This is a genomic window from Sphingobacterium kyonggiense (assembly GCF_039536825.1).
Lineage (GTDB): Bacteria > Bacteroidota > Bacteroidia > Sphingobacteriales > Sphingobacteriaceae > Sphingobacterium > Sphingobacterium kyonggiense.
Genome location: NZ_BAAAZI010000011.1, coordinates 35,195 through 57,356, shown reverse-complemented (window position 1 = coordinate 57,356; position 22,162 = coordinate 35,195). Strand labels below are relative to the sequence as shown.

The window sequence follows — 22,162 nt, the reverse complement described above, 5'->3', positions numbered from 1 at the left end:
TGTAACCAAAAAGTAATCCTTGGATTAACAAACCATTAATCAATGAACATTGACAAGAATCGTTTGGATCGTTATCTAAAGGGAGAATCGACTCCTGAAGAGCAGCAACTAATTGAAGCATGGTATGCACAATTGGGGGCAGATTCTTCATTGGATGAAAAAAAGGTAGATCGTATCAGCATGCGCCTAGATCAACGCATGCAAAATGAAGGATTGCTTACTGAAATTCCTGTTAAGAAACTATCAACAAGGAAGTCTCTACGGTTTTGGTATGCATCAGCTGCGGCAGCTGCTCTATTGGTATTTGGAATTTATTTCTTCAGCCAGAAACATGAGAGTAATACTCAAAAAGATCTGCTTGCCGATATAAAGGCTCCTCAAGGTACCAATGCCGTGATAGTTTTAGGTGACCAGCGTGAAGTAGAACTTGATAAATTAAAAAATGGTGACACCATCCATGCTGATGGATATCAGGTATTTCGCAATGAACATGGCGAGATAACCTATAAGGTGGCGAGTGCAACAGGACAGCCTGTTTACAATACGGTTCGTACTAAGGCTGGAGGGATGACTTCTGTCCAATTGGCGGATGGCTCCAGAGTATGGGTTAACTCCAATTCTGAATTAAAATATCCGATATCCTTTGCCAAGCATCAAAGGGAGGTTTCGTTGAATGGGGAAGCTTACTTTGAAGTTGAAAAAGATGCCACTAGACCATTTTATGTTAAGTCTAGAGAGCACACTGTAAAAGTATTAGGAACGAGATTCAATGTTCAGAATTATGATAATGAATATAAGTCGACGTTATTAGAAGGAAAAATAGCACTAACAAATAAAGCAACAGCGCTAGGGGAAGAAGTGGACTTGGAATTTCCAGTCCAATTGCGACCAAACCAGAGTTACGATGGAAATAGAATAATCTTTGAGGAAGATGCCAATCGAGCAATCGACTGGAAAGAAGGTTATTTTGATTTTTCCAACACAACTCTGGAATTGGCTGCAGTTAAGCTGAGCAATTGGTATGATGTGAAAATTAAAGTTGCCGGAGCATTAAAGAATAGACGTATCTATGCTCAAATTGACCGTCAGCGAAGTTTAAAGGATGTTTTAGAAACAATCAATACCGTAATTCCTATCAAATATGAATGGAATAATAATGAAGTTTTAATTACTAACCTTAAATAATAACCATTATAAAAATGAATGCAAGATTACAAGTAGGAACCTTAATAGGTTCCCTAAAAGCTCTGTTGTCTTTTCGAAAAGCAGTAATTGGAATGGGATTAACCATTCTTATGCTGATTAGTGTTCATGCTTTTGCACAAAATGTTACGCTAAAGGAACAAAACACAAGCATTGAACGCGTCCTTGAAAAGATGAAAAGGGAGCATGGATTGGATTTTATAGGTGACATGAGCCTGTTTAAAAGAGCCAAACCCGTTTCTATTCAAGTAGAGAACAGACCGATTCAGGAGGTGTTGAATCAGCTGTCCAAAGGTCAACCGTTTGAATTGATTCTGAGTAAAAAAACCATTTATTTAAAAGAAAAAACACAAACAGCGGAAAGAAACGATGGCCCTAAAGGAAGCTACTTTACATTGGTAGGAACTGTTACTGATGCTAACAATAAGCCTATCGAAGGGGTTACAGTGAAGTTGCAAAACTCTTCCAATTGGGCAAGTGTTACCAGTGATGATGGATCATACGCTGTTGAGGCATTTGATAATTCCCAAATTCATTTCAGCATGCAGGGCTTCGAATCTGTTACTGTAAATGTGGCTGGAAAAAGACACATTAATGTGCAATTGAAAGAAAGAAATATTGCCATTGAAGAGACCGTAATTACAGGATATTCCCGTAGATCTAAAGAATCTTATACAGGGGCTTCAACAACCATAACACGTAAAGACTTAGAGAAGTTTAATAATAGAAACATCCTTAGTGTCATCGAAAGTTTAGATCCTTCTTTCAAAATACATGAAAACAATTCACAAGGGTCCAATCCCAATAACATAGCTGATATCACTGTTCGTGGTCAAAACATGGTGGCAGGATCAAGCTTAGGATCTAGTGAAAGAGGTCGCTATGCCGTGAATTCTCCGCTCGTTATTATCGATGGATTTGAATCTTCCATGGAGCGATTATACGATATGGATCCCAACCGTATTGAATCCATTTCCATTCTAAAAGATGCCACCGCTACTGCTCTTTATGGATCAAGAGGTGCTAATGGTGTTTTAGTATTAGAAACAAGATTGCCAAAAGATGGTAAGTTTACCATTTCCTATTCACAGCAGCCTTCTACTTCCATAGTTGATCTTTCTGATTACAACTTAATGAATGCGATGCAGAAGTTGGAATATGAAAAGCTTTCAGGTTTGTACCACAGTGAATCGACCAATACCTTGTTGAACTTACAGTCCATATATCAACATCGCTATCAAGAGGCCGCTGCTGGTGTAAACACCGATTGGATTCATCAGCCTGTTCAATCCAAGACTTCCTTGGCACACAGTATCCGCGTAGAGGGAGGTAATGATCGCGTACGATATAGTATTGATGGAAATTATGGCGATACTAAGGGTGTGATGAAAGAGTCCGGAAGACAACGTGCAGGAGCAGGATTTAACCTATTATACCGTATTGCAAATAAGTTATCTTTTAGAAATTTAGCATCCTTTTCAAATGTAAAAGCTTATAACTCTCCTTATGGATCGCTAAGCACTTATTCCCGCATTAATCCTTATTATCGTATTTATAATGAAGCAGGAGAGTTAAATAGGGTTTATAATTTGGAGTTTTATGCGATGAATGGGAAACCAGAATTAGTATATAACCCACTGTATGATGCAGGCTTGCCCTATATTGATGAATCCAATTCCACCGTTATTAGCAATAACTTAAACTTAGAGTACTATATATTGCCGGAGTTGAGGGTTGTTGCATCAGGTATGATCTCTAAAACTTTTGCCAAGTCGGAAATGTTCCGTTCTCCTAATCACTCGAGTTATTTTGAAGCTACAGACATTACCCAAAAAGGTGTTTATTCCTATGGTGGAGCTGATGGTTACAGTGTTTTGGGAAACCTTAATGTAAACTATGGAAAAACCTTTGGCAAACATATTCTAAGCCTAATGGCCAACACAGAGGTAAAATCCACAAACCAAAACAATACTGGATATTCAGTAATTGGTTTTATGGATGATGATTTTATTTCGCCAAAAATGGCTGCTCGTTATAGCAATTCCAATCCTCCGTATGAAAACCTGGTAACCCGTTTAATGGGTGTGATGCTAAATGGTACATATAACTACGATAACCGACTGATCCTTGAAGGAACCTATCGTGTAGATGGGTCTTCAGCTTTTGGAAAAGATAATAGATTTTCTAGTTTCTGGTCTACCGGTCTTGCCTATAATTTGCACCGAGAGAAGTTCATGGAAAACTCAGGTATTAATATGCTACGTCTATTCGGAAACTATGGTGTTTCTGGTGCAGATTCATTCCTTCCGGGTATGACATCGACAAGCTATGAAATCAAAAGTAACAATTTGTATTATCAACAAGTGGGCTTCTTGTATTCCGGAGAAGGGAATCACCAATTAAGATGGCCACAAATTTATTCCTTGAGTGCAGGTATTGAAGGCGCATTGTTTAATAGCCGTTTGAATGTAAAATTGAATGCCTACCATAAGCTAACCAAGAATATGGTATCGGAGATTTCTGTTGCACCATCGTTAGGCTTGCACAACAATACATATTTTGAAAATATGGGCGAGGTAACAAATAAAGGTATTGAAGCCTATATTAACTTAGAAGCCTATAGAAATAGTGAAAAAGGATTTTCATGGTTCATTAATGCTTCTGGAGCTCGAAATATCAATAAGCTAACTAAAATATCGGAAGCATTACGTGACTTAAATGAACAAAACAACAATGACTATGGCGTAGGTTCGGTACCACAGACGCCGTATTACCAAGAAGGAGAGTCATTAGATAACATCAAAGGTGTATTGTCTTTAGGAATTGACCCAGCAACAGGTAAGGAAGTTTATCAGAAGTTAGATGGTTCTCCAACTTTTGTATGGTCAACAAGTGACCTTCGCGTATTAGCTAACGGAGCTCCAAAATTGAATGGAACCATTGGAACAACCATCAATTATAAGGGATTTTCTTTGCAAGGTATTTTATATTATGTCTTAGGGCAACATGTCTATAACTCAACCTTAGTTGACAAAGTGGAATCGGTAGAACCAAAATACAATGTCGATTTAAGAGTGTTGACAGATCGTTGGAAAAATCCTGGAGATCAAACATTCTTTAAAGATATTGCCGATAGGTCCCAGACACAATTAACCAGCCGATTCTTACAAAAAGAAAACACCTTAAGGCTGGCCTCATTAAATCTGAACTATGATTTCAGTAAAGAATTTGTTTCCAAATTGAAACTACAACGCCTACGTTTAAACGCATCTACAAATGACCTATTCCGTTTCAGTACTATCCGAATGGAAAGAGGAACCAGTTATCCGTTTTCACGTAGTATTAACTTTGGTATTTACCTAGAATATTAGACCTGTTATGAAAAAATTAATCATATATACACTTTTATTGCTTGGCTTTTCCAGCTGTAATAAATTCTTGGACGTAAAGCCCGATGATCAAGTGTATGAAGAAGAAGTGTTCAGCAATGAACGTGGTTTTACAAAAGCATTAACTGGCGTTTATCGAGCAATGGCCTCAAATGGCCTATATGGACGATCGCTCAAATATGGGGTAATGGATCTAATGGTTGGCTATTGGAATGTCCAAGCCGATGATATTGTGTCGAATGACTTTAAAAATTTCCGTTATAATAATGGCACAGCAAGAGGACAGATTGATGCCATTTGGACAGGTCTTTATAATGCAGTTCACCAAACCAATATTATTATTTCCTATTTACCTAATATAGAAGGCAAACCGAATTATGATATTATTGCTGGTGAGGCATATGGATTAAGAGGCTATCTTCATATGGAGATATTGAAAATTTTTGGACCAGTGATTTCGCAAGAAGGAATAAATGCTATTGCGATTCCTTACTATTTAACCCCAACGCATAAACCCGAAAAATATAAAACTGCTAAGGAAGTTTTGGATCTTATTGAAGCTGATTTACAAAAGGCTGCAGAATTATTAAAAGAGGATCCTATCATCAAAATAGGACGTACCGGTAATCAAAACAACCCCAATGTTGGTGATTACAGCGCTTTATTAGATCGCCGTGGTATTCGCATGAACTATTATGCTGCAAAAGGTCTTTTGGCAAGGAAATCATTGTTAGCGGGAGATTCTAAAGTTGCTTATGATAGAGCAATGGAGGTTATCAATGAATTGAAAGAAACAGAAGCAATACGATTTGTCACTTTTGATGATATTTATGACGACCATAAGGATCTTCGATTTACACCTGAGAATCTTTTTGCTGTATATAATAACCTTTCCTATTTTAATTTCTCTAATGATTTTGTTAAAGGTAATGGACATTCAGTGGCTTATGAAAACAATTTAGATAAAATCTATGAATCCGGTACAGGTTCGCCTTATGATTTGCGGTTTGTGTGGGGAATTGATGGCATATCGGAAGAGTACTTTGTGAAATTCTTTTCCCCAGAAAATGAATCTATTCCTGATCTAGTTAATCATGCCTCTCATGAGCTTCAGTTAATGAATCTTCCTGAACTGTACTTTATTGCATCCGAAGTGAAGATTGAAGATAATTTAGAGGAGGCGGTAAGTCTATTGCAAGATTTTAGAGCAGCGCGGGGGATTTACGATGATATTCCAAATTCTAGCAAAGCAGAGGTTCAACAAGCATTAATCGATGAGGTTCGTCGTGAATATATTGGTGAAGGGTTTTTGTTCAGTTTTTATAAACGTAAATTCTTACCAATTCCTGTAACCGGGAAGATTGTTCAGCCAAGCTTGGCGATTTATAAATTCCCGATTCCTTTAAGTGAAGATTTATACAACCCAAAACCTTAAGACGATGAAAACAAGATTTTTAACCGTATTTGTGTTGGTGTTTACCACCTTGTTTGGATGTAAACAAGAGGAAGATTTAGTTCCATATGATACCTCCAAAACCTATATCTTTTTTAATGATTATAACTTGGATGGCGGTACTACCAATTATATCAATGAGAAGAGTGTCTCTTTTGCATTCCATGAATTGGATGTAAAAACCATCCGTGTCGGAATTCCTGTCGGGATAATTGGTATGCCTCTGGACCAGGACAAAGAATTCTCCGTAATAGTAGATGATAAGGAAACAACCCTATCGAAAGATTTATACCAGATAGAAAAACCAGTTTTTCATAAAGGTTTGATTAATGACAGTTTATTTGTCATTCTTCATAAAAAGGCTGATATGAATGACAAGTCCTATGCGCTGAAGCTAACCTTAAAGGAAAATGATCAGTTTTTATTAGGGGTGAAAAATACCCTTAGCATGAAATTGAATGTTTCAAATAAGTTAGAAGAACCTAGTTGGTGGGAAGATTATTCTGCATTTTTTGGTCCATTTTATTCCGAAGTTTACCAACAATGGATATTAACTTATTATAAAGGTGCTGACCCAACACCAAATTCTTCTGGTGAAAGATTTGTCTATTATTGGGACAATATGCCAGGTTACTTTACAGACCTGCCAAATGATAAACCTATTCTTTATAACCATATTTTGCTAGTAAAGAAATACTTTCAGGATCATGTGGTTTATCCGAATGGTGATACCAGCCAACCACGTATTTTATTACCTTAAATCTTAACTCATTATGAAGTCTATATATGTATTTTGTCTTTATATTTCGCTGTTATTTATGGCTTCCTGTTCGAAGGATCAAGGAAATTATGATTACACGGAAGTAAATAAATTGGTGGTAGTGGATACCGCCGGAGAGCCAATCAATAGGCAAGAATTTGAGGTCGCAGAAGGAGAAGATCTGTCAATTGAAGTACAAGCAAAAGGAACTTTGCCCGACTTTGATCCTGCCAAGGTGAAATATGTTTGGGCAGTTGATAAGGATACTTTAGGTGTCGGGTCAAAAGTAACACTGAAAGCTAGCCAGTTTAAGCCTGGGTCAAATAATGTCAAATTATATGCTACGGATCCTACAACAAATCTAGAATACTTAAATGTTTTTTCAGTTTTTGTTAGTAAAACAGTATCCAAAGGGTTTTTTGTGTTAACTAAAGATACTGACCTTAACAGTATTTTATATATCAAGTCAAGTAGAAAACCTAATTCGAACTGGTTCCGATTAACTAGTTTAGGTAAGGAGAATCCGTATCCTCTTGGAAAAAATCCGGTGGCAATAGATTTAAAATCCAGGTACCGTGTTTACGATGGCTTCACAGTTGTAACCAAAGATGGTGCTAATCCTATTATGACGGTTGACCTTCCGAGCATGGAACCTTATGCTATTGTTAAGGGAATAGGCACTTCAGTGAGTGGAGGGGATTTACATCCTACCTTTTTTAGGATGGGTTATTCTGCACTCAATGGTACCGGATTTATTTTAGACAATGGTCGTGTCCGCAGAGTTTCGGAGGGATATTTATGGCCAGAAGCCATTAGAGGTGTCGCCAAATATGATTTTGGAAAGAATGGAATTTGCTATGATGACTTTAATGTTAGTGGTTATGCTGGTCGCTTCCTGATGGGTTATGATAAGATAAGCAAACGTATTCTGTTCTTTGAAAGTGCTAGACAGCGTTTCAATTTTGACCAAATTTCAGAAAATTTAAGTACCGAACCTTTGGGAGACTTGGAAGTAGTTGGTGCTGGTCCAGATGCTTTTGGTACAACTGGTGGATTGCTATATGGCTTAATCCTTAGAAAGGGCGATCTAGTGTACAATTTCTCCACTTTTGGGAATTTCAATGCTTCTCGAAAATTTGAATTTACCAAAGTAAAAGAAAATGCGAGGGCAAATATCCCTGGAATTGAAAAAGCAGTAAGTTTCAATTACGATAAATGGGCTAGGATGTATTATTATGCCATTGGAAGAACCTTATACCGTTTCCCGTTTTTCAGTGTTAGCCCCCTACCTTTCTTTACCCTCCCAGAAGATGGAACAGGTAATATCGTTGCTTGGTCTTTTGACAGAGATGAAAGTGGAGGTCACAAGCACGTAGGAATTGCTACCTTCAATCCAAGTGCAAAAGAAGAAAAGAAAGGTTCGTTCTATCATTATTCTGTTAAATCAGATGGCTCTGGAAATCCACTTACATTGATATCAAAGAGCCTATATCAAATAGATGAAGCCGTGTCAATAGCTTTAGGAGTTGAGTAATTAAATAAAATCATGCCAAGTGCATAAATGAAGATCAATATGAATAAAATAATAAAAGGCCTATTGTTGGGTTTATTAGCTGTTCCAACACTTGGTATTGCCCAAGATGGTGGCACCTTTTTATTAAAAGGAAATGCCCCAAAAGAATTGAAAAAAGTTTATCTGTTTTATTATGATTTTACAACTGATGAACAAGTTATAGATTCTACTGATGTTAAGGAAGGTCAATTTTCCTTTGAAGGAGAGATTGATGGTACAAGCTATGCCGGATTAATATTTAGAAAGGACTTCAAAGATGAACAATCTTCAGTTATTTCGGATTATTGGTTCTATCTAAGCTCTGGTCAAACAGTAGTTGATGCAAGCCAAGGCAATGCGAAAATGTTGTCAGGCGATAAAGGTGCGCAAGAATATTTAGCTTTTTCTGATGAACGAACTAAAATAAGAAATAAGTTCGCAACGCCAGATTACAAAGCTTACGAAGATAAAATCGAAAGCTTGGAAGGACAGATTGAACAGTTGAAAGCAGAGCGTGATCAAAAGTTCGGAAAGTGGGAGGACTTATATCAAGAAGCACAATTAAAATTTATCGAAACGCATCCAAATAGCAGTTTAAGTATACAGTTTTTGGAATCCATGGTAAGTGTAGAGACGGTTAATGATAAAGTAAAAAGCTTATTTAATGCTTTGAACCCAGAACTTAAAAAAAGCGCTAAAGGGAAGAAGCTTCAGAATATCTTTAATGCCTCTAATTTTAGAATAGGATCCATTGCGCCTGACTTTGAACAGCCTGATGCAAATGGAAAGATGGTTAAGCTATCTGATTTCCGCGGTAAATATGTTTTGGTAGATTTCTGGGCATCATGGTGTGTGCCTTGTAGACAAGAAAATCCAAATGTTGTTAAAGCATTCCAAGCATATAAGGATAAAGGTTTCACTATTCTAGGGGTGTCCTTAGATGATAAAAAGGAGAACTGGTTGAAAGCTATTAAAGATGATGGATTAAACTGGACGAATGTTTCTGATTTAAAAGGCTGGCGTAATGAAGCAGCACAATTGTTCGCGATCAGTGCTGTACCATCAAACATGGTTCTATCTCCTGAAGGAAAGATTATTGCTAAGGATTTAAGAGGAGAGGATTTGGAAAAATTCTTAATGGAAAACCTAAAATAATTAATACTGATAATTATAGTTTGTTGTTAAATATAATTCCACAAAGGAACTGCCGATTCGGTGGTTCCTTTTTTTATGATGTCATGTCAGTAAGGATTTAGGCTGTATTTTGGTTGGATTAAGATCTGGCGGCCAAATTTATTTAACCTCTTGGAGGAAATAAATTTGACCGTTTTTAAAAAATGGGAATATTCCCATAATTCTACATTCTACCCATGAATTCCAGACCTTTTTTATTCATCCTGTTTTATTCTACGGTGTTAATAGCTTTCTATAAGCTAATTACTTTTTAATAAATTCCTTAATTAAAGACACAGGTACTGATTGCCTAACAACCATCTGTAAACTCTTCTGTTCTTCTTGATAATAATAAAATGAAAGTGTTTGGGAAACCATGCCTATAATATTTCCTTTATTGTCAAAAATAGGTCCTCCACTTGAACCCCCAGCATAGTCTGCTGATAATTCCATTTTTCTACTATATACATCATCTCCATCTTGTGTCATACGGTTAACCATGCCCTCACTAAAGTAATAGAGATAGGCTTTCGGATGGGCAATGATATAGGCATGCTCTCCAGTTTCTAAATCTTCACCCAATGGAAATGCTTTAATCTTTTTGCCTCCGGTATTGGCTTTGATAATGGCTACATCAGACTTCTTGTCGTAGGTGCAAACGGAATCAATACTAAACATATTGCCATCGTAATCAGCAAGGAAATAGACCACGCTGCGGTCTACCTTACTCGAATCGCCTGATCCTACTTCCCATAATTCTGCCATATGGTGGTTAATTAAAAAGTGTCCTTCTTCAGATACCGGAAATGCTGTAGAAATATTGTCGATTGTGTTTTTGCCATTCCTTGGGTTGACAAATACCTTTACAAATCGATATACATCTGGACGGTTTTGTTTGTAAATCTCTTTTGGACTAAGTACTTTTTTCTTTGCAGGCACAGTCTTCAAGTCAATTTTTCTACGACTACGATTCAAATGAACCGTTTCATAAACCTTGGAATAGTCAGCAAACTTAAAAGCAGGGGATTGTACCTGATAAACAAGTTTCATGAATAAAGCCTCTTCATCGATATAATCCGCAGTCTGACCCTGAACAAATAACGGAAGTACTAATAAGATTAATAGATATTTTTTCATCATCATAATTTAACGTAATAAAAGATAAGACGACTCAAATCACAAATTGTCCCTATTTGCAATAAATATGACGTCAATCTAATTATGGCTTAAAAGACTCAAAATGGCTAGTTTATGCTTTAAAGTGTTTGAAATGGCTAGTTAAAATTAACGTAAAATAAAAAATACACAATCGATTGATAACTATTTTGAACTTGATTTAGGCTCCTATCTAACGAATAAGTTAGACATATGGGTGGTTTTTGCGTCTAAAGCTTTTTACATTTGTCTTAACCTAAAACAACTTTTATGAATAAAAAAATTGCCCATTCCATTTGTTATGGTCTGTTTATACTAGGTTTTCCTGCAGCGGTATTTGCGCAGGCGATTCCAGTTACCAAACAATTAAATGGATTTGCATATGGCCAATTCAATGCCCCAAGTGGAAAAGAATGGGAGTCTCCAGAAGACCTTTCCTTAAACAAAGAACTTCCGCGTGCCTATCATTTTTCTTTTAACGATGTTGCTTCAGCACGTAAAGTTTTACCGGAGAACTCCAGCAATTGGAAAAGCTTGGATGGTACTTGGAAATTCCATTGGGTAAAAAGTCCCGAGGAAAGACCTAAGGATTTTTATCAAGATAGCTACAATACCAATTCTTGGGATGATGTGCCTGTTCCTATGAGTTGGAATATTCTTGGTATACAGAAAGACGGTTCTTTGAAATATGGAGTACCTATTTATGTCAATCAACAAGTTATTTTTAAGCATGCTGTTCAGGTAGATGACTGGCGTGGTGGGGTGATGCGTACGCCTCCTCAAAACTGGACTACTTTTACTTACCGAAATGAGGTAGGTTCTTATAAACGTTCATTTACCATTCCTAAGGATTGGAAAGGGAAAGAGATCTACATCAATTTCGATGGGGTAGATTCTTTCTTTTACTTATGGATAAATGGAAAATATGTGGGCTTTTCCAAAAACTCACGCAACTTAGCCTCTTTTGATATCAGCACTTATCTGAAAGAAGGGGCAGAGAATACGGTAGCTGTTGAAGTTTATCGTAATTCTGATGGCTCATTCCTAGAAGCCCAAGATATGTTCCGCTTACCTGGGATATTCCGCACTGTTTCCCTAACGGCAAAGCCGAAAGTGCAAATTAGAAATCTTGTTGCCATCCCTGATTTGGATGACAATTACCAAAATGCTACGTTGAAAGTTACTGCAGAAGTAAAGAACAGCAACGGTAAAGCCGTTAAAGGTTATAAAATCCGTTATAGTTTGTACGAGAATGAACTGTATAGTGATGCTTCAAAACGTTATGATGCCATTGATCTTCGTCGTTCAGTAGACCCAATAGCAGGGAATTCCTCCATAACGGTAGAACAAAGCTTAAAGGTGGATGCACCAAAGAAATGGTCTGCAGAAGAACCCAACAGATATACCTTGGTAGCCGAGCTATTAGATAATAAGAATCGAGTATTAGAAGTTGTATCAAGCTACATTGGTTTCCGCGAAGTGGAACTGAAAGATACCAAAGCCGAGGATGATGAGTTTGGACTGGCAGGTAGGTATTTCTATGTCAATGGAAAGACGGTTAAGCTAAAAGGGGTAAATCGTCATGAAACCAATCCGGAAAAAGGAAAAGTAATTAGCCGGGAACAGATGGAAAAGGAAATTATCCTTATGAAACAAGCGAATATTAACCATGTACGTAATTCACATTATCCTGATGATCCTTATTGGTACTACTTATGCGATAAATATGGAATTTACCTAGAGGATGAAGCCAATGTGGAGAGCCACCAGTACTATTACGGGGATGCTTCGCTTTCTCATCCAAAGGAATGGGAAAATGCCCATGTGGCACGTAATGTGGAAATGGTGCATGCTACTATTAACCACCCATCTATTGTGATCTGGTCTTTAGGAAATGAAGCTGGTCCAGGAAAGAATTTCGTAGCGGCATATAATGCCATCAAAAAGATTGATCTTTCCCGTCCGGTTCAATATGAAAGAAATAACAGCATTGTCGATATCGGTTCTAACCAATACCCTTCTATTGATTGGGTTCGTGGTGCCGTAAAAGGCAAGTATAACTTAAAATATCCTTTCCACATCTCTGAATATGCACATTCCATGGGTAATGCAGCAGGGAACCTGATTGATTATTGGGAGGCAATGGAGTCTACCAACTTTTTTATGGGTGGGGCAATATGGGATTGGATTGATCAATCCATGTATTATTACGATAAAACAACAGGGGAGAAGTTCTTAGCCTATGGAGGAGATTTTGGTGATAAACCAAATGACGGAACCTTTGTGATGAATGGTTTGATATTTGCCGACTTAACGCCAAAGCCTCAATACTATGAGGTAAGAAAGGTCTATCAAAATGTTGGGGTTAAAGCCATCAATATCCACGCAGGGGAAATCGATATTTTTAATAAAAACTACTTCAATAGCTTGGCAGATTATATCGTTAAATGGTCTTTATGGAAAGATGGACAGCAAGTCGACCAAGGACAATTACCTGCAGCTTTTGGCGCTTCTATAGCACCTAGAGCGCATAAAACTGTTCAATTACCAATTCAAATAAGTCGTCTAGATGCTCAATCGGAATACTTTGTGAAGATTCAATTTGCTCATACTGCTGATAAGTTTTGGGCTAAAGAAGGTGATGTTCAAATGGAGGAGCAATTGTTGGTTAAAACAGCGCAACAAGTTCCAACTGTTGCTAGCCTTGCTAAGGGTTCAAAATTGACTTCTACTATTGAAAACAATTTACAAGTTTTAAAAGGTGATGGTTTTGAGGTTAAATTCAATCAGCAGAATGGAACCATTCATCAATTGCGTTATCAAAATGAAGATGTTATTCGCGCTGGTGAAGGACCGCAATTGGATGCACTACGTGCTCCACTGGACAACGATAATTGGGCTTATCAACAATGGTTTGAAAAAGGATTACATCAATTAAATCACCGAGTAACCTCTAAAAATTCTTACCAACGTGCTGATGGAGCATGGGTGTTATCTTTCAATGTTACTTCGCAAGCAGCTAATGGTAGTACTATCCGAGGTGGAAGTTCGGGTAACTATACTTTAGATGATCATAAGGATCGACCGTTTACAGAAGAAGACTTTAAATTCACCAGTAACTATGTGTGGACAGTATATCCTGATGGTTCTGTGGAATTAGAAAGCAGCATTACTTCTAATAATAGTTCAGTGGTGTTGCCTCATATTGGATTCCGTATGACTGTGCCGGAAAATTATTCTGACTACCAATATTACGGTCGTGGACCTATCAATAACTTTGCTGACCGTAAGACGGGTCAATTTATTGAGCAGTATAGTTCGGCAGTAAAGGATCAAATGGTGGCATGGCCTAAACCACAATCCACAGGGAATAGAGAAGAGGTTCGCTGGTGTGCATTGACCAATAATGCAGGAAGCGGATTGGTATTCGTTGCTAAAGATCAATTCTCAGCCTCTGCGCTTCCGTGGACTGAGCTAGAAATGACTTTGGCACCACATGGGTACCAACTACCAAAAAGTAGCGGTACACAGCTTTATTTGATGGCTGGCGTAACGGGGCTTGGTGGAAACAGCTGTGGTCAAGGGCCTCCTTTGGAGAAAGACCGTGTGAAAGCAAATGGTCATGACTTTGGCTTTATTATTCGTCCGGTTAAAGGTAAAAATGCAGCACAACAAGCTAAGGTTGCTGTTGCAGGGGACATGCCATTATCAATGAGCCGCGACCGTAAAGGCAATGTAGAAGTTCGTTCGCAACTTATCAATGCGAAGATCATGGTTCAAGTCAACAAAAATAAACCTGTACCTTATGCTGAAGCTATAGCTCTTCGCGATGGAGGAACAGTAAAGGCATGGTATGTTGGCAATGATAAATTGGCAACCAGCATGGACTTCCCGAAAATTGAAGCAATTCCAATGCTGATCAAATCTGTTTCCAGTCAAGAAGTTGGCGAGGGAAATGCGGAGCATCTGTTGGATGGAGATCCATCGACCATTTGGCATACCATGTATTCTGTTACTGTGGCGCAATATCCGCATTGGATTGATTTTGATGCTGGTGATGCGAAAACCATGAAAGGATTTACCTACTTGCCTCGTCAAGATGGTAGCAATGGTCATATAAAAGGATATTCTATTCAAGTGAGTATGGATGGTCAGAATTGGTCTGAACCAATTGCAGAAGGGGAGTTTGACAAGAATAGAACGCTTAAGACTGTGAACTTTAGTAAACCTGCTGTGGGACGTTATATTCGTTTTACAGCACTAAGCTCACAGAATGGTCAAGACTTTGCCTCAGGTGCAGAGTTTACCGTGAAATAAACAACAATTGTTTCGTATTTTTATGATTAAGCCAGGACTATTGAAGCACCTGGCTTAATCATAATTGCTTAACGATTGTTAATAGATTAATCAAACATTAAACCTAGTATGAATTACTATTCTACATTTCATAAAATAGGAATGCTCTGTCTCAGCCTTACTATTTTAAGTTGTGGTCAGCTTAACCAAAAAGTTGATAAACCAACTTCTACCCGATTTGAAGAACTACCTGATCCACTTGGTAAAGATTATTTAAAATCATGGTCCAATCAAACGGCAGGGCTATCCACTTCTTTTGTCAGTATAGATCAACGGTTTACGAAGTCCCTTAAACCTAATGTTCCAGAACAACGTACTGCGGAATTAACGCTTTGGAGAGGAGAGATGGCCTCTGCACAAGTGTTATTGTGGTCAAAGGAAGACATTAAAGATCTTGTGTTAAGTTTCTCTGATTTTAAGTCTGCCGGAAATGATAAACTACCTGCTAAGATTGCCGAAGCTCGATTCGTACGCTATGTGATGACCGATGAGTTTGGTCCTGGATGTGGTTGGCGTAAGCCCGGAGACTTTAAGGCTAGTCTATCGCCAGATATGTTGGATGACTTGTCAAGTATGGACTTGGTTGCCAATACCGTTCGCCCTGTTTGGTTGACTGTTGATATGCCTAAAAATGCGAAACCAGGAAAATATTCAGCAACTGTGTTTGTAAAAGGAACGGGAATCAAAACGCAAGAATTGAAATTGAACATTCAGGTGCTCAATCAAACACTTCCTGAAGCTACCGAATGGTCATTCCATTTGGACCAATGGCAACACCCTTCAGCGGTTGCCCGTTGGAAAAAAGTGCCTATGTGGAGTAAAGCACATTTTGATGCCCTAAAGCCTCAAATGAAAATGTTAGCAGATGCAGGTCAAAAGGTCATCACCACAACCCTGAATAAAGACCCTTGGAATGTACAGACTCAAGATCCATACGCTGACATGATTATCTGGACAAAGGAAAAAGATGGTTCCTGGTCTTATAATTACGATGCATTTGATAAATGGGTGTCTTTCATGCTTGATCTAGGAATTAAAAAATCGATCAATTGCTATTCCATCGTTCCTTGGAACAATGAAATCCATTATAAGGATGCTCAAACAGGCGAATTTGTCAATGTTGTGGCTAAACCTGGTACAGAGATTTTCACCAGCTTATGGACTCCATTCTTAAAAGACTTTTCAAAACATTTAAAAGCAAAAGGATGGTTGGAAATGACAAATATTGCCTTGGATGAACGCAATAAAGAAGAAATGGGTGCAGCATTCGATTTAATTGAAAAAGTAGCTCCTGGATTAGGAGTAGCTTATGCTGATAACCAACAAACCTATAAACGTTATCCGAATAGTGACGATGTAAGTACCGCGGTACAACATCCAATTGATTCCATGGATATTGTGAAACGCAAGGAAAAAGGCCTTAATACGACTTTTTACATCTATTGTGGAAACAACTTCCCCAATCAATTCACCTTTTCAGACCCAGCAGAATCGACCTACTTAGGTTGGTTTGCACAAGCAAATGGCTATAATGGCGTGTTACGTTGGGCATATAATTCTTGGGTAGAAAATCCATTGCAAGACTCTAGATTTAGGACTTGGCCTGCTGGGGACACTTATGTCACCTATCCAGATGGACGATCATCCATCCGTTTCGAACGTATGAGAGAAGGTATTCAGGATTTTGAAAAAGTGAATATCATTCGACAGCAGCTCATCGCTAAAAATGATCAGCAAGGCTTAAAGAAACTCGATCAGGCAATCTATAAACTACGTAATTTTAAACGTACGCCAACCTGGAATCAAGATTTAAATCAGGCAAAAGACGTATTAAATCAATTGGCGCAATAAATTAACAAAGAGCAGTAAGAAATTACTGCTTTTTTTATTGCTTGATTACTCCTCGACTTTAAACCTATTTAAGTTCAAGTTCCCTAGAATCAATTCATCATTAAATTGGGATAGCGTAATGCGGTTTAGCATACGCGTTAGATCATTTCGAATGGCTTTGAACTCATTGTGCAAAGGGCAGGGGTATTTCTCCGAACATTGTTGAAGACCCATACCACAACCGGTAAAAATATTGTCTCCATCGATAGCTTTTACAACCTCGATGAGCTTTTTGTTCATTTCCTCTTCAGTTAAGTAAAATCCACCATTCGGACCCTTGATGGATCGAATAATTCCATTCTTACTTAACTCCTGTAATATCTTGCCCAAAAAGGCTTCTGGAGATTCAATATTGGAAGCTATTTCTTTGATCCCAACCTTACGACCCAATTGCGTGGATTTCGCAATGTAAAATACCGCGCGTATCGCGTATTCCGTTGATTTCGAAAACATTCCCATAAGTAAAATCCTAAAAACCTATTCCAATAAGCTTGTTAAAAATACAATCCAAAAACCTTAACAAGTTAATTATTTATTCTACTACTTCTGCGTTTAGAGCCAAATATTTCTCGATTTCACATTAACTTGATCTAAACTTTCCAATAAATTAATAAAAGATAATTTTGTCTTTTATTAATTCTTGCCTAACTTTGATTCAAATTAGCAAGTCACCATGCTTTGTTTTTTGTAATCATTTGATTGTTTGGCTGTCCAGTTAGGCCTATGGATAAGTTGACAAATCAAAATGTAAAAAACAAACCTAGACAAAGGATATAAATCACTCCCCTTTTAGATAATTGCTAAAATTATAATTAAAATTTAAAATGTGTTTTTCTTAAATCTCAGTCATCAACCCATGTTATTCATACCCATGTTGGATGCAGAATTACCGATAAAGTCGCAGTTTTTTCATTACCAAGTCAGTGGATATGACTTTTGGATGATCTCGCTGCTTATCGTCTTGTTATCCCTATTGTTTGTCGTTCTACTGTTGATAGAACGAATTCACGGAGTTTCACGCTTTTTCACCCGAAAGAAGCTAGATCTACATTCAAAAGATCTCAAATCATCTATAAAGCATTTGAGTAGTAAACAAATTACACGCCTATTGACTATTAAAAGAAATTTAAAAGAGCACAAAACGCTCATCTTGTTATTTGTTTTATCCAGTCTTCATTTGTGGCCATTAGAGGCATTTTCCCAAACAAACAACAGCAGTTTTTGGGGTAAGACCGGAATTATCATCACACTGGTGCTATTACTGATTCCAACACTTTTCGCCATTGGGCTTCTATTTGTGAAAATTAGTAAGCGTTTGTTCAAATTACGAGTTCAGTCTCAGGAGAAGGAAGCCATTGCCATTGCCAATCAATTGGAAGATTCCGAACTTGAAGAGATTGAATCTACTTTATTGGAGCATCAAGCAGCCTTGGATTATCGTTTAAATGATGACCATCTGTCTGGAAAAAATAATGCGAGAGACCCGAAGGGTTTATTAAACATCAATGAACACTTGGAGATACCCTTAGTATCCCGGAAAAAGAAAGCAACTCGCCGCCCTAATATTGATCCTAGTTTAGCTAAGCTTGTCATTTGGTTTCTTGTATCAGCTACTTTTTGGTTGCTATTTGGAACAACTATAGGGGAGTATGTAGGTATTAAATTCGTCGCGCCAGATTTAGAGCAGATTAGTTGGTTGAGCTTTGGAAGACTAAGACCTGTTCATACCAATGCCGTGTTCTGGGGTTGGGCATCTATGGCCATGATTGGTCTGGCCTATTATGTCGTGCCACGTGTCAGTAATACCAAACTATACTCCTTAAAATTAGGTTGGATTAGTTTATGGCTGATCAACCTTACGGTCACTGCCGGAACCATCAGCTTGATGGCAGGGATAAACAATGGTGGAGGTGAATACCGTGAATACATTTGGCCAATTATGTTGCCATTTGCTGTTGCACTGGTATTAACCCTGATCAATTTTTATAAAACTATTGCTCGCAAGACTACCGAGGAAATCTATATTTCGAATTGGTACATTGTCTCCGCCATAATCTTCACCATTGTGATCAGCCTTTCTGCCTATTTGCCGTTCTGGCAACAAGGCTTAGGTGAAACCATCATTCAAGGTTATTATATGCACCAAGGTGTGGGGATGTGGTTTATGTTGTTCACTTTAGGGCTTGTGTACTATTACTTGCCGCAGCAATTGAATAGACCAATCTATTCTTATAGCCTTGGTATCTTGGCCTTTTGGACACAGATCTTATTCTATACCCTAATCGGTAGTCACCACTTTGTTTTTTCTGCTATTCCATGGTGGTTACAGACCGTGGCGATTGTCGGAAGTGCCGGTATGGCCATTCCGGTTATAGCGGGGACAACCAACTTTCTGATGACTTTTAAAGGAGCCTGGTATAAGGTTCGCGATAGTTATATTCTTCCATTTTTCCTGGTAGGTACGATCTTTTATTTTACGGGTTCCATGCAAGGAACTGCTGAGGCATTCCGTGAAACCAACCTGATTTGGCACTTTACAGACTTTACCGTTGCCCATTCCCATTTGACCATGTATGGTATCATTTGTTTTTTCCTCTGGGCGTGTATCTATGCTATAGTGCCACGATTTACAGGTCAAGAAGCACCGCAGATCAGTATTGGAGCCCATTTTTGGATGGCCTTACTAGGCATGATGATGTACACCGTCCCACTGATGTATGGCAGTACCTTAAAAGGTATGGCATGGATGGAAGGGAAACCATTTATCGATGGTGTCGTCATGATGGCGCCATATTGGTTATGGCGTGCAATCGGTGGTAGCCTAATGTGGATATCCCATTTGGTTTTTGCCTATAACATGTACAAAATGCTATCGCCGAATCCAAACATCGATTTTGGAGAAGCAATCGTAAAACAACTCGAAAAGAAGACGAACAGTAATCCTCAGAAGTAAAGAAATTGATCATGAGTTATTTTGATAACCATAAAAAACTATTCCTCACCGCAACAGCTTTCTTTGTGCTGTTAACCTTATTTGTGGCGATTCTGCCGGCCCTGAATAACCAGGCCATGAATGCTCCACTTCCCAATGCGGAACCCTTATCAGCTGATGCTATGGCGGGAAAAGCCTTGTACGTAGCCAACGGATGTGTAGCCTGCCATAGCCAACAGGTGCGAAATATAGAAATGGATAAAGTATTCGGACAAAGACCCAGTATGGCCGCAGATTATGCCGCTATCGGAAGAATGGACTTCTGGCGTAATACCGCCACCCTCATGGGTACCGAGCGTACAGGTCCCGATTTAACCGATATCGGTAACAGACAACCTTCCAAAGATTGGAACCTCGTACACCTTTTCAATCCTAGAATTGTCGTGGCAGAGTCTATCATGCCTGCATACCCTTATCTATTTGAACTTAAAACTAACATTGATAGTACCGATGTGCTAGTCAACATACCTGAAGAATTTGCTCCAAAGGATGGTCGAAAGGTGGTTGCTAAGCAAGAAGCCTTGCAATTAATCGCTTACCTGCAATCATTAAAACAAGTCAAACTTGCTGATGAAGAAAAGATCCCTGAGTTCTTATTCAAAAGAAAAGCAAAGACCGCTGCCGCAGCTGAAGGTGGAGAAGGGGAGCTGGATGGTGAAGCCTTATATGTGGCTCACTGTCAAGCTTGTCACCAAGCCGATGGAAACGGCCTCCCTGGAGCATTTCCTCCTCTGAAAGGAAGTAAAATCGTAGAAAGTGATGACTTAGACCTCTATGTCGATATTATCATGAATGGTTATGATAGCCGACCAGAATATGGACAAATGCCAGCTGTAGGGGCTACAGCAGGATTTACGGAGAAAGAAGTAGCCGCAATTATCAATTATGAACGAAGCAATTGGGGTAATAAAGGTAAACCGATTAAGGCTGCCGAAATTAAGGAGATTGTGGATTTTGTTAAAACTCAAACGAAATAATAGAAATGAAAAAGCAGATAAGTTTTTGGGCCATCATGATTCTCATGTCTTCAAGTGCTTGGGCTTGCCCAGTTTGCGAGCGGAACCAACCTAAACTTTTACGCGGTTGGACTCATGGCGCCGGTCCTGATGGTGGGTTTGATTATTTTATTGTCATAGCCATGGTTATTATCGCCGTAATTAGTCTGATTTTAACCTTACGCTGGATTATTAGGCCTGGAGAGAAAAACACCCATCATATCAAGCGATATATTTTAAATCAGGAAGGATATGAGTCAGAAAAGTAAGATATACATCTTTATTGATGAAGAAACAGTTCCTGTTGCGGAAGTATATGCACCAGTAAACTTTGAATTGGACACCCGTAAATTAGTGGATGGGCCGCATACCTTAAAAATTGTCAGTAAAGATCCTTTTGGAAAGGAGGGATTAAGAATAATCCCATTTGAAGTGAGGAATGGACCAGCTATAGAAATAACAGGAATCAAGGAGAATGCTGTATTGGATGACCTGGTTCCTATCATGATTAATGCCTATGGTAAAGGAGATTCTGCCAACTTCATGATCGAAGGTAGTGAAACTCCACAAGGAATTCCATGGTGGGTGTGGATTCTCATCATCGGCTTTGTAGGCTGGGCGATGTATTATTTGTTTATGTATCTTTTTATTGGTTAATAGCTTGTTCTCGAATTATTCATTAAATCTTAGGAAAATGGAAAACAAACCTTTAAAAAGACATGCTGCCTTACAGCCTTTGAGTCGAGAGCATCATTTTGCCCTCTTACTTTGCTGGAAAATACGAAAAGGCTTACAAAATTCCGTTGACCCGGAAAGAATTGGTGCTTATGTGAAGGAAATGTGGAAACACCAATTGTCCGAACACTTTGAGCTGGAAGAGAAATTTCTGTATCCGATTATCGGACACCAACATGAATACATACTTGATGCGATTGCTGATCATAGGTTGTTAAAATGGCTCATCTTATTAGAGCCATTTACAACCTTGACCTTAGCGCGAATTGAAAAGAATTTGTCAAGTCACATCAGACTAGAAGAACGCGTTATCTTCCCTGAAATCCAAAAGGTCGCTACTGAAGAACAATTGGTAATTGTCGAAAAAGTACATGATGTTCCCATACAAGAACTTGTTTGGGACGACCCTTTTTGGAATAACTAATGCTTTAATTTGAAGATATTCCTTTTAGTTCCCTCTGAAATGATTGTCTGCCCAAATTCCCGGCAGGCAATTTTTTTTTATTAAC

At 38.4% G+C, this 22,162-nt stretch carries 15 protein-coding genes; 13 read left to right on the top strand and 2 right to left on the bottom strand.

The window, feature by feature from the left end; all coding sequences use genetic code 11:
• Positions 1–42: 42 nt before the first annotated feature.
• From ABD676_RS13255 to ABD676_RS13230, 6 genes are read left to right on the top strand one after another with little or no spacing between them, the layout of a single operon-like run.
• On the top strand, positions 43–1,185 hold the full coding sequence (locus ABD676_RS13255; RefSeq protein WP_344675195.1) for a FecR family protein: 1,143 nt from the start codon (positions 43–45) through the stop codon (positions 1,183–1,185).
• 14 nt (positions 1,186–1,199) lie between these two features.
• On the top strand, positions 1,200–4,574 hold the full coding sequence (locus tag ABD676_RS13250) for a SusC/RagA family TonB-linked outer membrane protein (protein ID WP_344675194.1): 3,375 nt from the start codon (positions 1,200–1,202) through the stop codon (positions 4,572–4,574).
• A gap of 7 nt (positions 4,575–4,581) precedes the next feature.
• Positions 4,582–6,027, top strand: coding sequence for a RagB/SusD family nutrient uptake outer membrane protein (locus ABD676_RS13245; RefSeq protein WP_344675193.1), 1,446 nt, complete (start codon positions 4,582–4,584; stop codon positions 6,025–6,027).
• A gap of 4 nt (positions 6,028–6,031) precedes the next feature.
• Positions 6,032–6,805, top strand: coding sequence for a DUF4843 domain-containing protein (locus tag ABD676_RS13240; RefSeq protein WP_344675192.1), 774 nt, complete (start codon positions 6,032–6,034; stop codon positions 6,803–6,805).
• Positions 6,806–6,863: 58 nt separating this feature from the next.
• Positions 6,864–8,339 carry a PKD-like family lipoprotein gene (locus tag ABD676_RS13235; RefSeq protein ID WP_344675191.1) on the top strand — a complete coding sequence of 492 codons (1,476 nt, stop codon included), beginning with the start codon at positions 6,864–6,866 and terminating at the stop codon, positions 8,337–8,339.
• A gap of 39 nt (positions 8,340–8,378) precedes the next feature.
• Positions 8,379–9,512: a redoxin domain-containing protein gene (locus ABD676_RS13230; RefSeq protein ID WP_344675190.1), complete on the top strand. Its 1,134-nt coding sequence runs from the start codon at positions 8,379–8,381 to the stop codon at positions 9,510–9,512.
• Between the two features lie 282 nt (positions 9,513–9,794).
• Here the strand turns inward: ABD676_RS13230 and ABD676_RS13225 are convergent, their stop codons facing one another.
• Positions 9,795–10,673, bottom strand: coding sequence for a S1 family peptidase (locus tag ABD676_RS13225; RefSeq protein WP_344675189.1), 879 nt, complete (start codon positions 10,671–10,673; stop codon positions 9,795–9,797).
• Positions 10,674–10,955: 282 nt separating this feature from the next.
• Between ABD676_RS13225 and ABD676_RS13220 the strand changes: the two genes are divergently transcribed.
• Both ABD676_RS13220 and ABD676_RS13215 read left to right on the top strand, forming a co-directional pair.
• Positions 10,956–15,002: a glycoside hydrolase family 2 TIM barrel-domain containing protein gene (locus ABD676_RS13220; RefSeq protein ID WP_344675188.1), complete on the top strand. Its 4,047-nt coding sequence runs from the start codon at positions 10,956–10,958 to the stop codon at positions 15,000–15,002.
• A gap of 108 nt (positions 15,003–15,110) precedes the next feature.
• Positions 15,111–16,892: a DUF4091 domain-containing protein gene (locus ABD676_RS13215; protein ID WP_344675187.1), complete on the top strand. Its 1,782-nt coding sequence runs from the start codon at positions 15,111–15,113 to the stop codon at positions 16,890–16,892.
• A 45-nt stretch (positions 16,893–16,937) separates the two neighbouring features.
• Here the strand turns inward: ABD676_RS13215 and ABD676_RS13210 are convergent, their stop codons facing one another.
• Entirely contained in the window at positions 16,938–17,390 is a 453-nt protein-coding gene (locus ABD676_RS13210; protein ID WP_344675186.1) for an RrF2 family transcriptional regulator, read from the bottom strand.
• 397 nt (positions 17,391–17,787) lie between these two features.
• On the opposite strand from ABD676_RS13210, the gene ABD676_RS13205 reads away from it, so the two are divergent.
• Genes ABD676_RS13205 through ABD676_RS13185 form a run of 5 tightly spaced genes read left to right on the top strand, consistent with a single transcriptional unit; the run spans position 17,788 to position 22,077 of the window.
• Positions 17,788–19,884 (top strand): cbb3-type cytochrome c oxidase subunit I, encoded by a 2,097-nt coding sequence (locus ABD676_RS13205; protein WP_344675185.1) that lies wholly within the window; start codon positions 17,788–17,790, stop codon positions 19,882–19,884.
• Positions 19,885–19,895: 11 nt separating this feature from the next.
• Positions 19,896–20,900 carry a cytochrome c gene (locus ABD676_RS13200; RefSeq protein WP_344675184.1) on the top strand — a complete coding sequence of 335 codons (1,005 nt, stop codon included), beginning with the start codon at positions 19,896–19,898 and terminating at the stop codon, positions 20,898–20,900.
• A 5-nt stretch (positions 20,901–20,905) separates the two neighbouring features.
• On the top strand, positions 20,906–21,187 hold the full coding sequence (locus tag ABD676_RS13195) for a hypothetical protein (RefSeq protein WP_344675183.1): 282 nt from the start codon (positions 20,906–20,908) through the stop codon (positions 21,185–21,187).
• Entirely contained in the window at positions 21,171–21,575 is a 405-nt protein-coding gene (locus tag ABD676_RS13190; RefSeq protein WP_344675182.1) for a cytochrome C, read from the top strand. Before ABD676_RS13195 ends, ABD676_RS13190 begins: the two co-directional genes overlap by 17 nt.
• 37 nt (positions 21,576–21,612) lie before the next feature.
• Positions 21,613–22,077: a hemerythrin domain-containing protein gene (locus ABD676_RS13185; RefSeq protein ID WP_344675181.1), complete on the top strand. Its 465-nt coding sequence runs from the start codon at positions 21,613–21,615 to the stop codon at positions 22,075–22,077.
• The last annotated feature ends 85 nt before the right edge of the window (positions 22,078–22,162 follow it).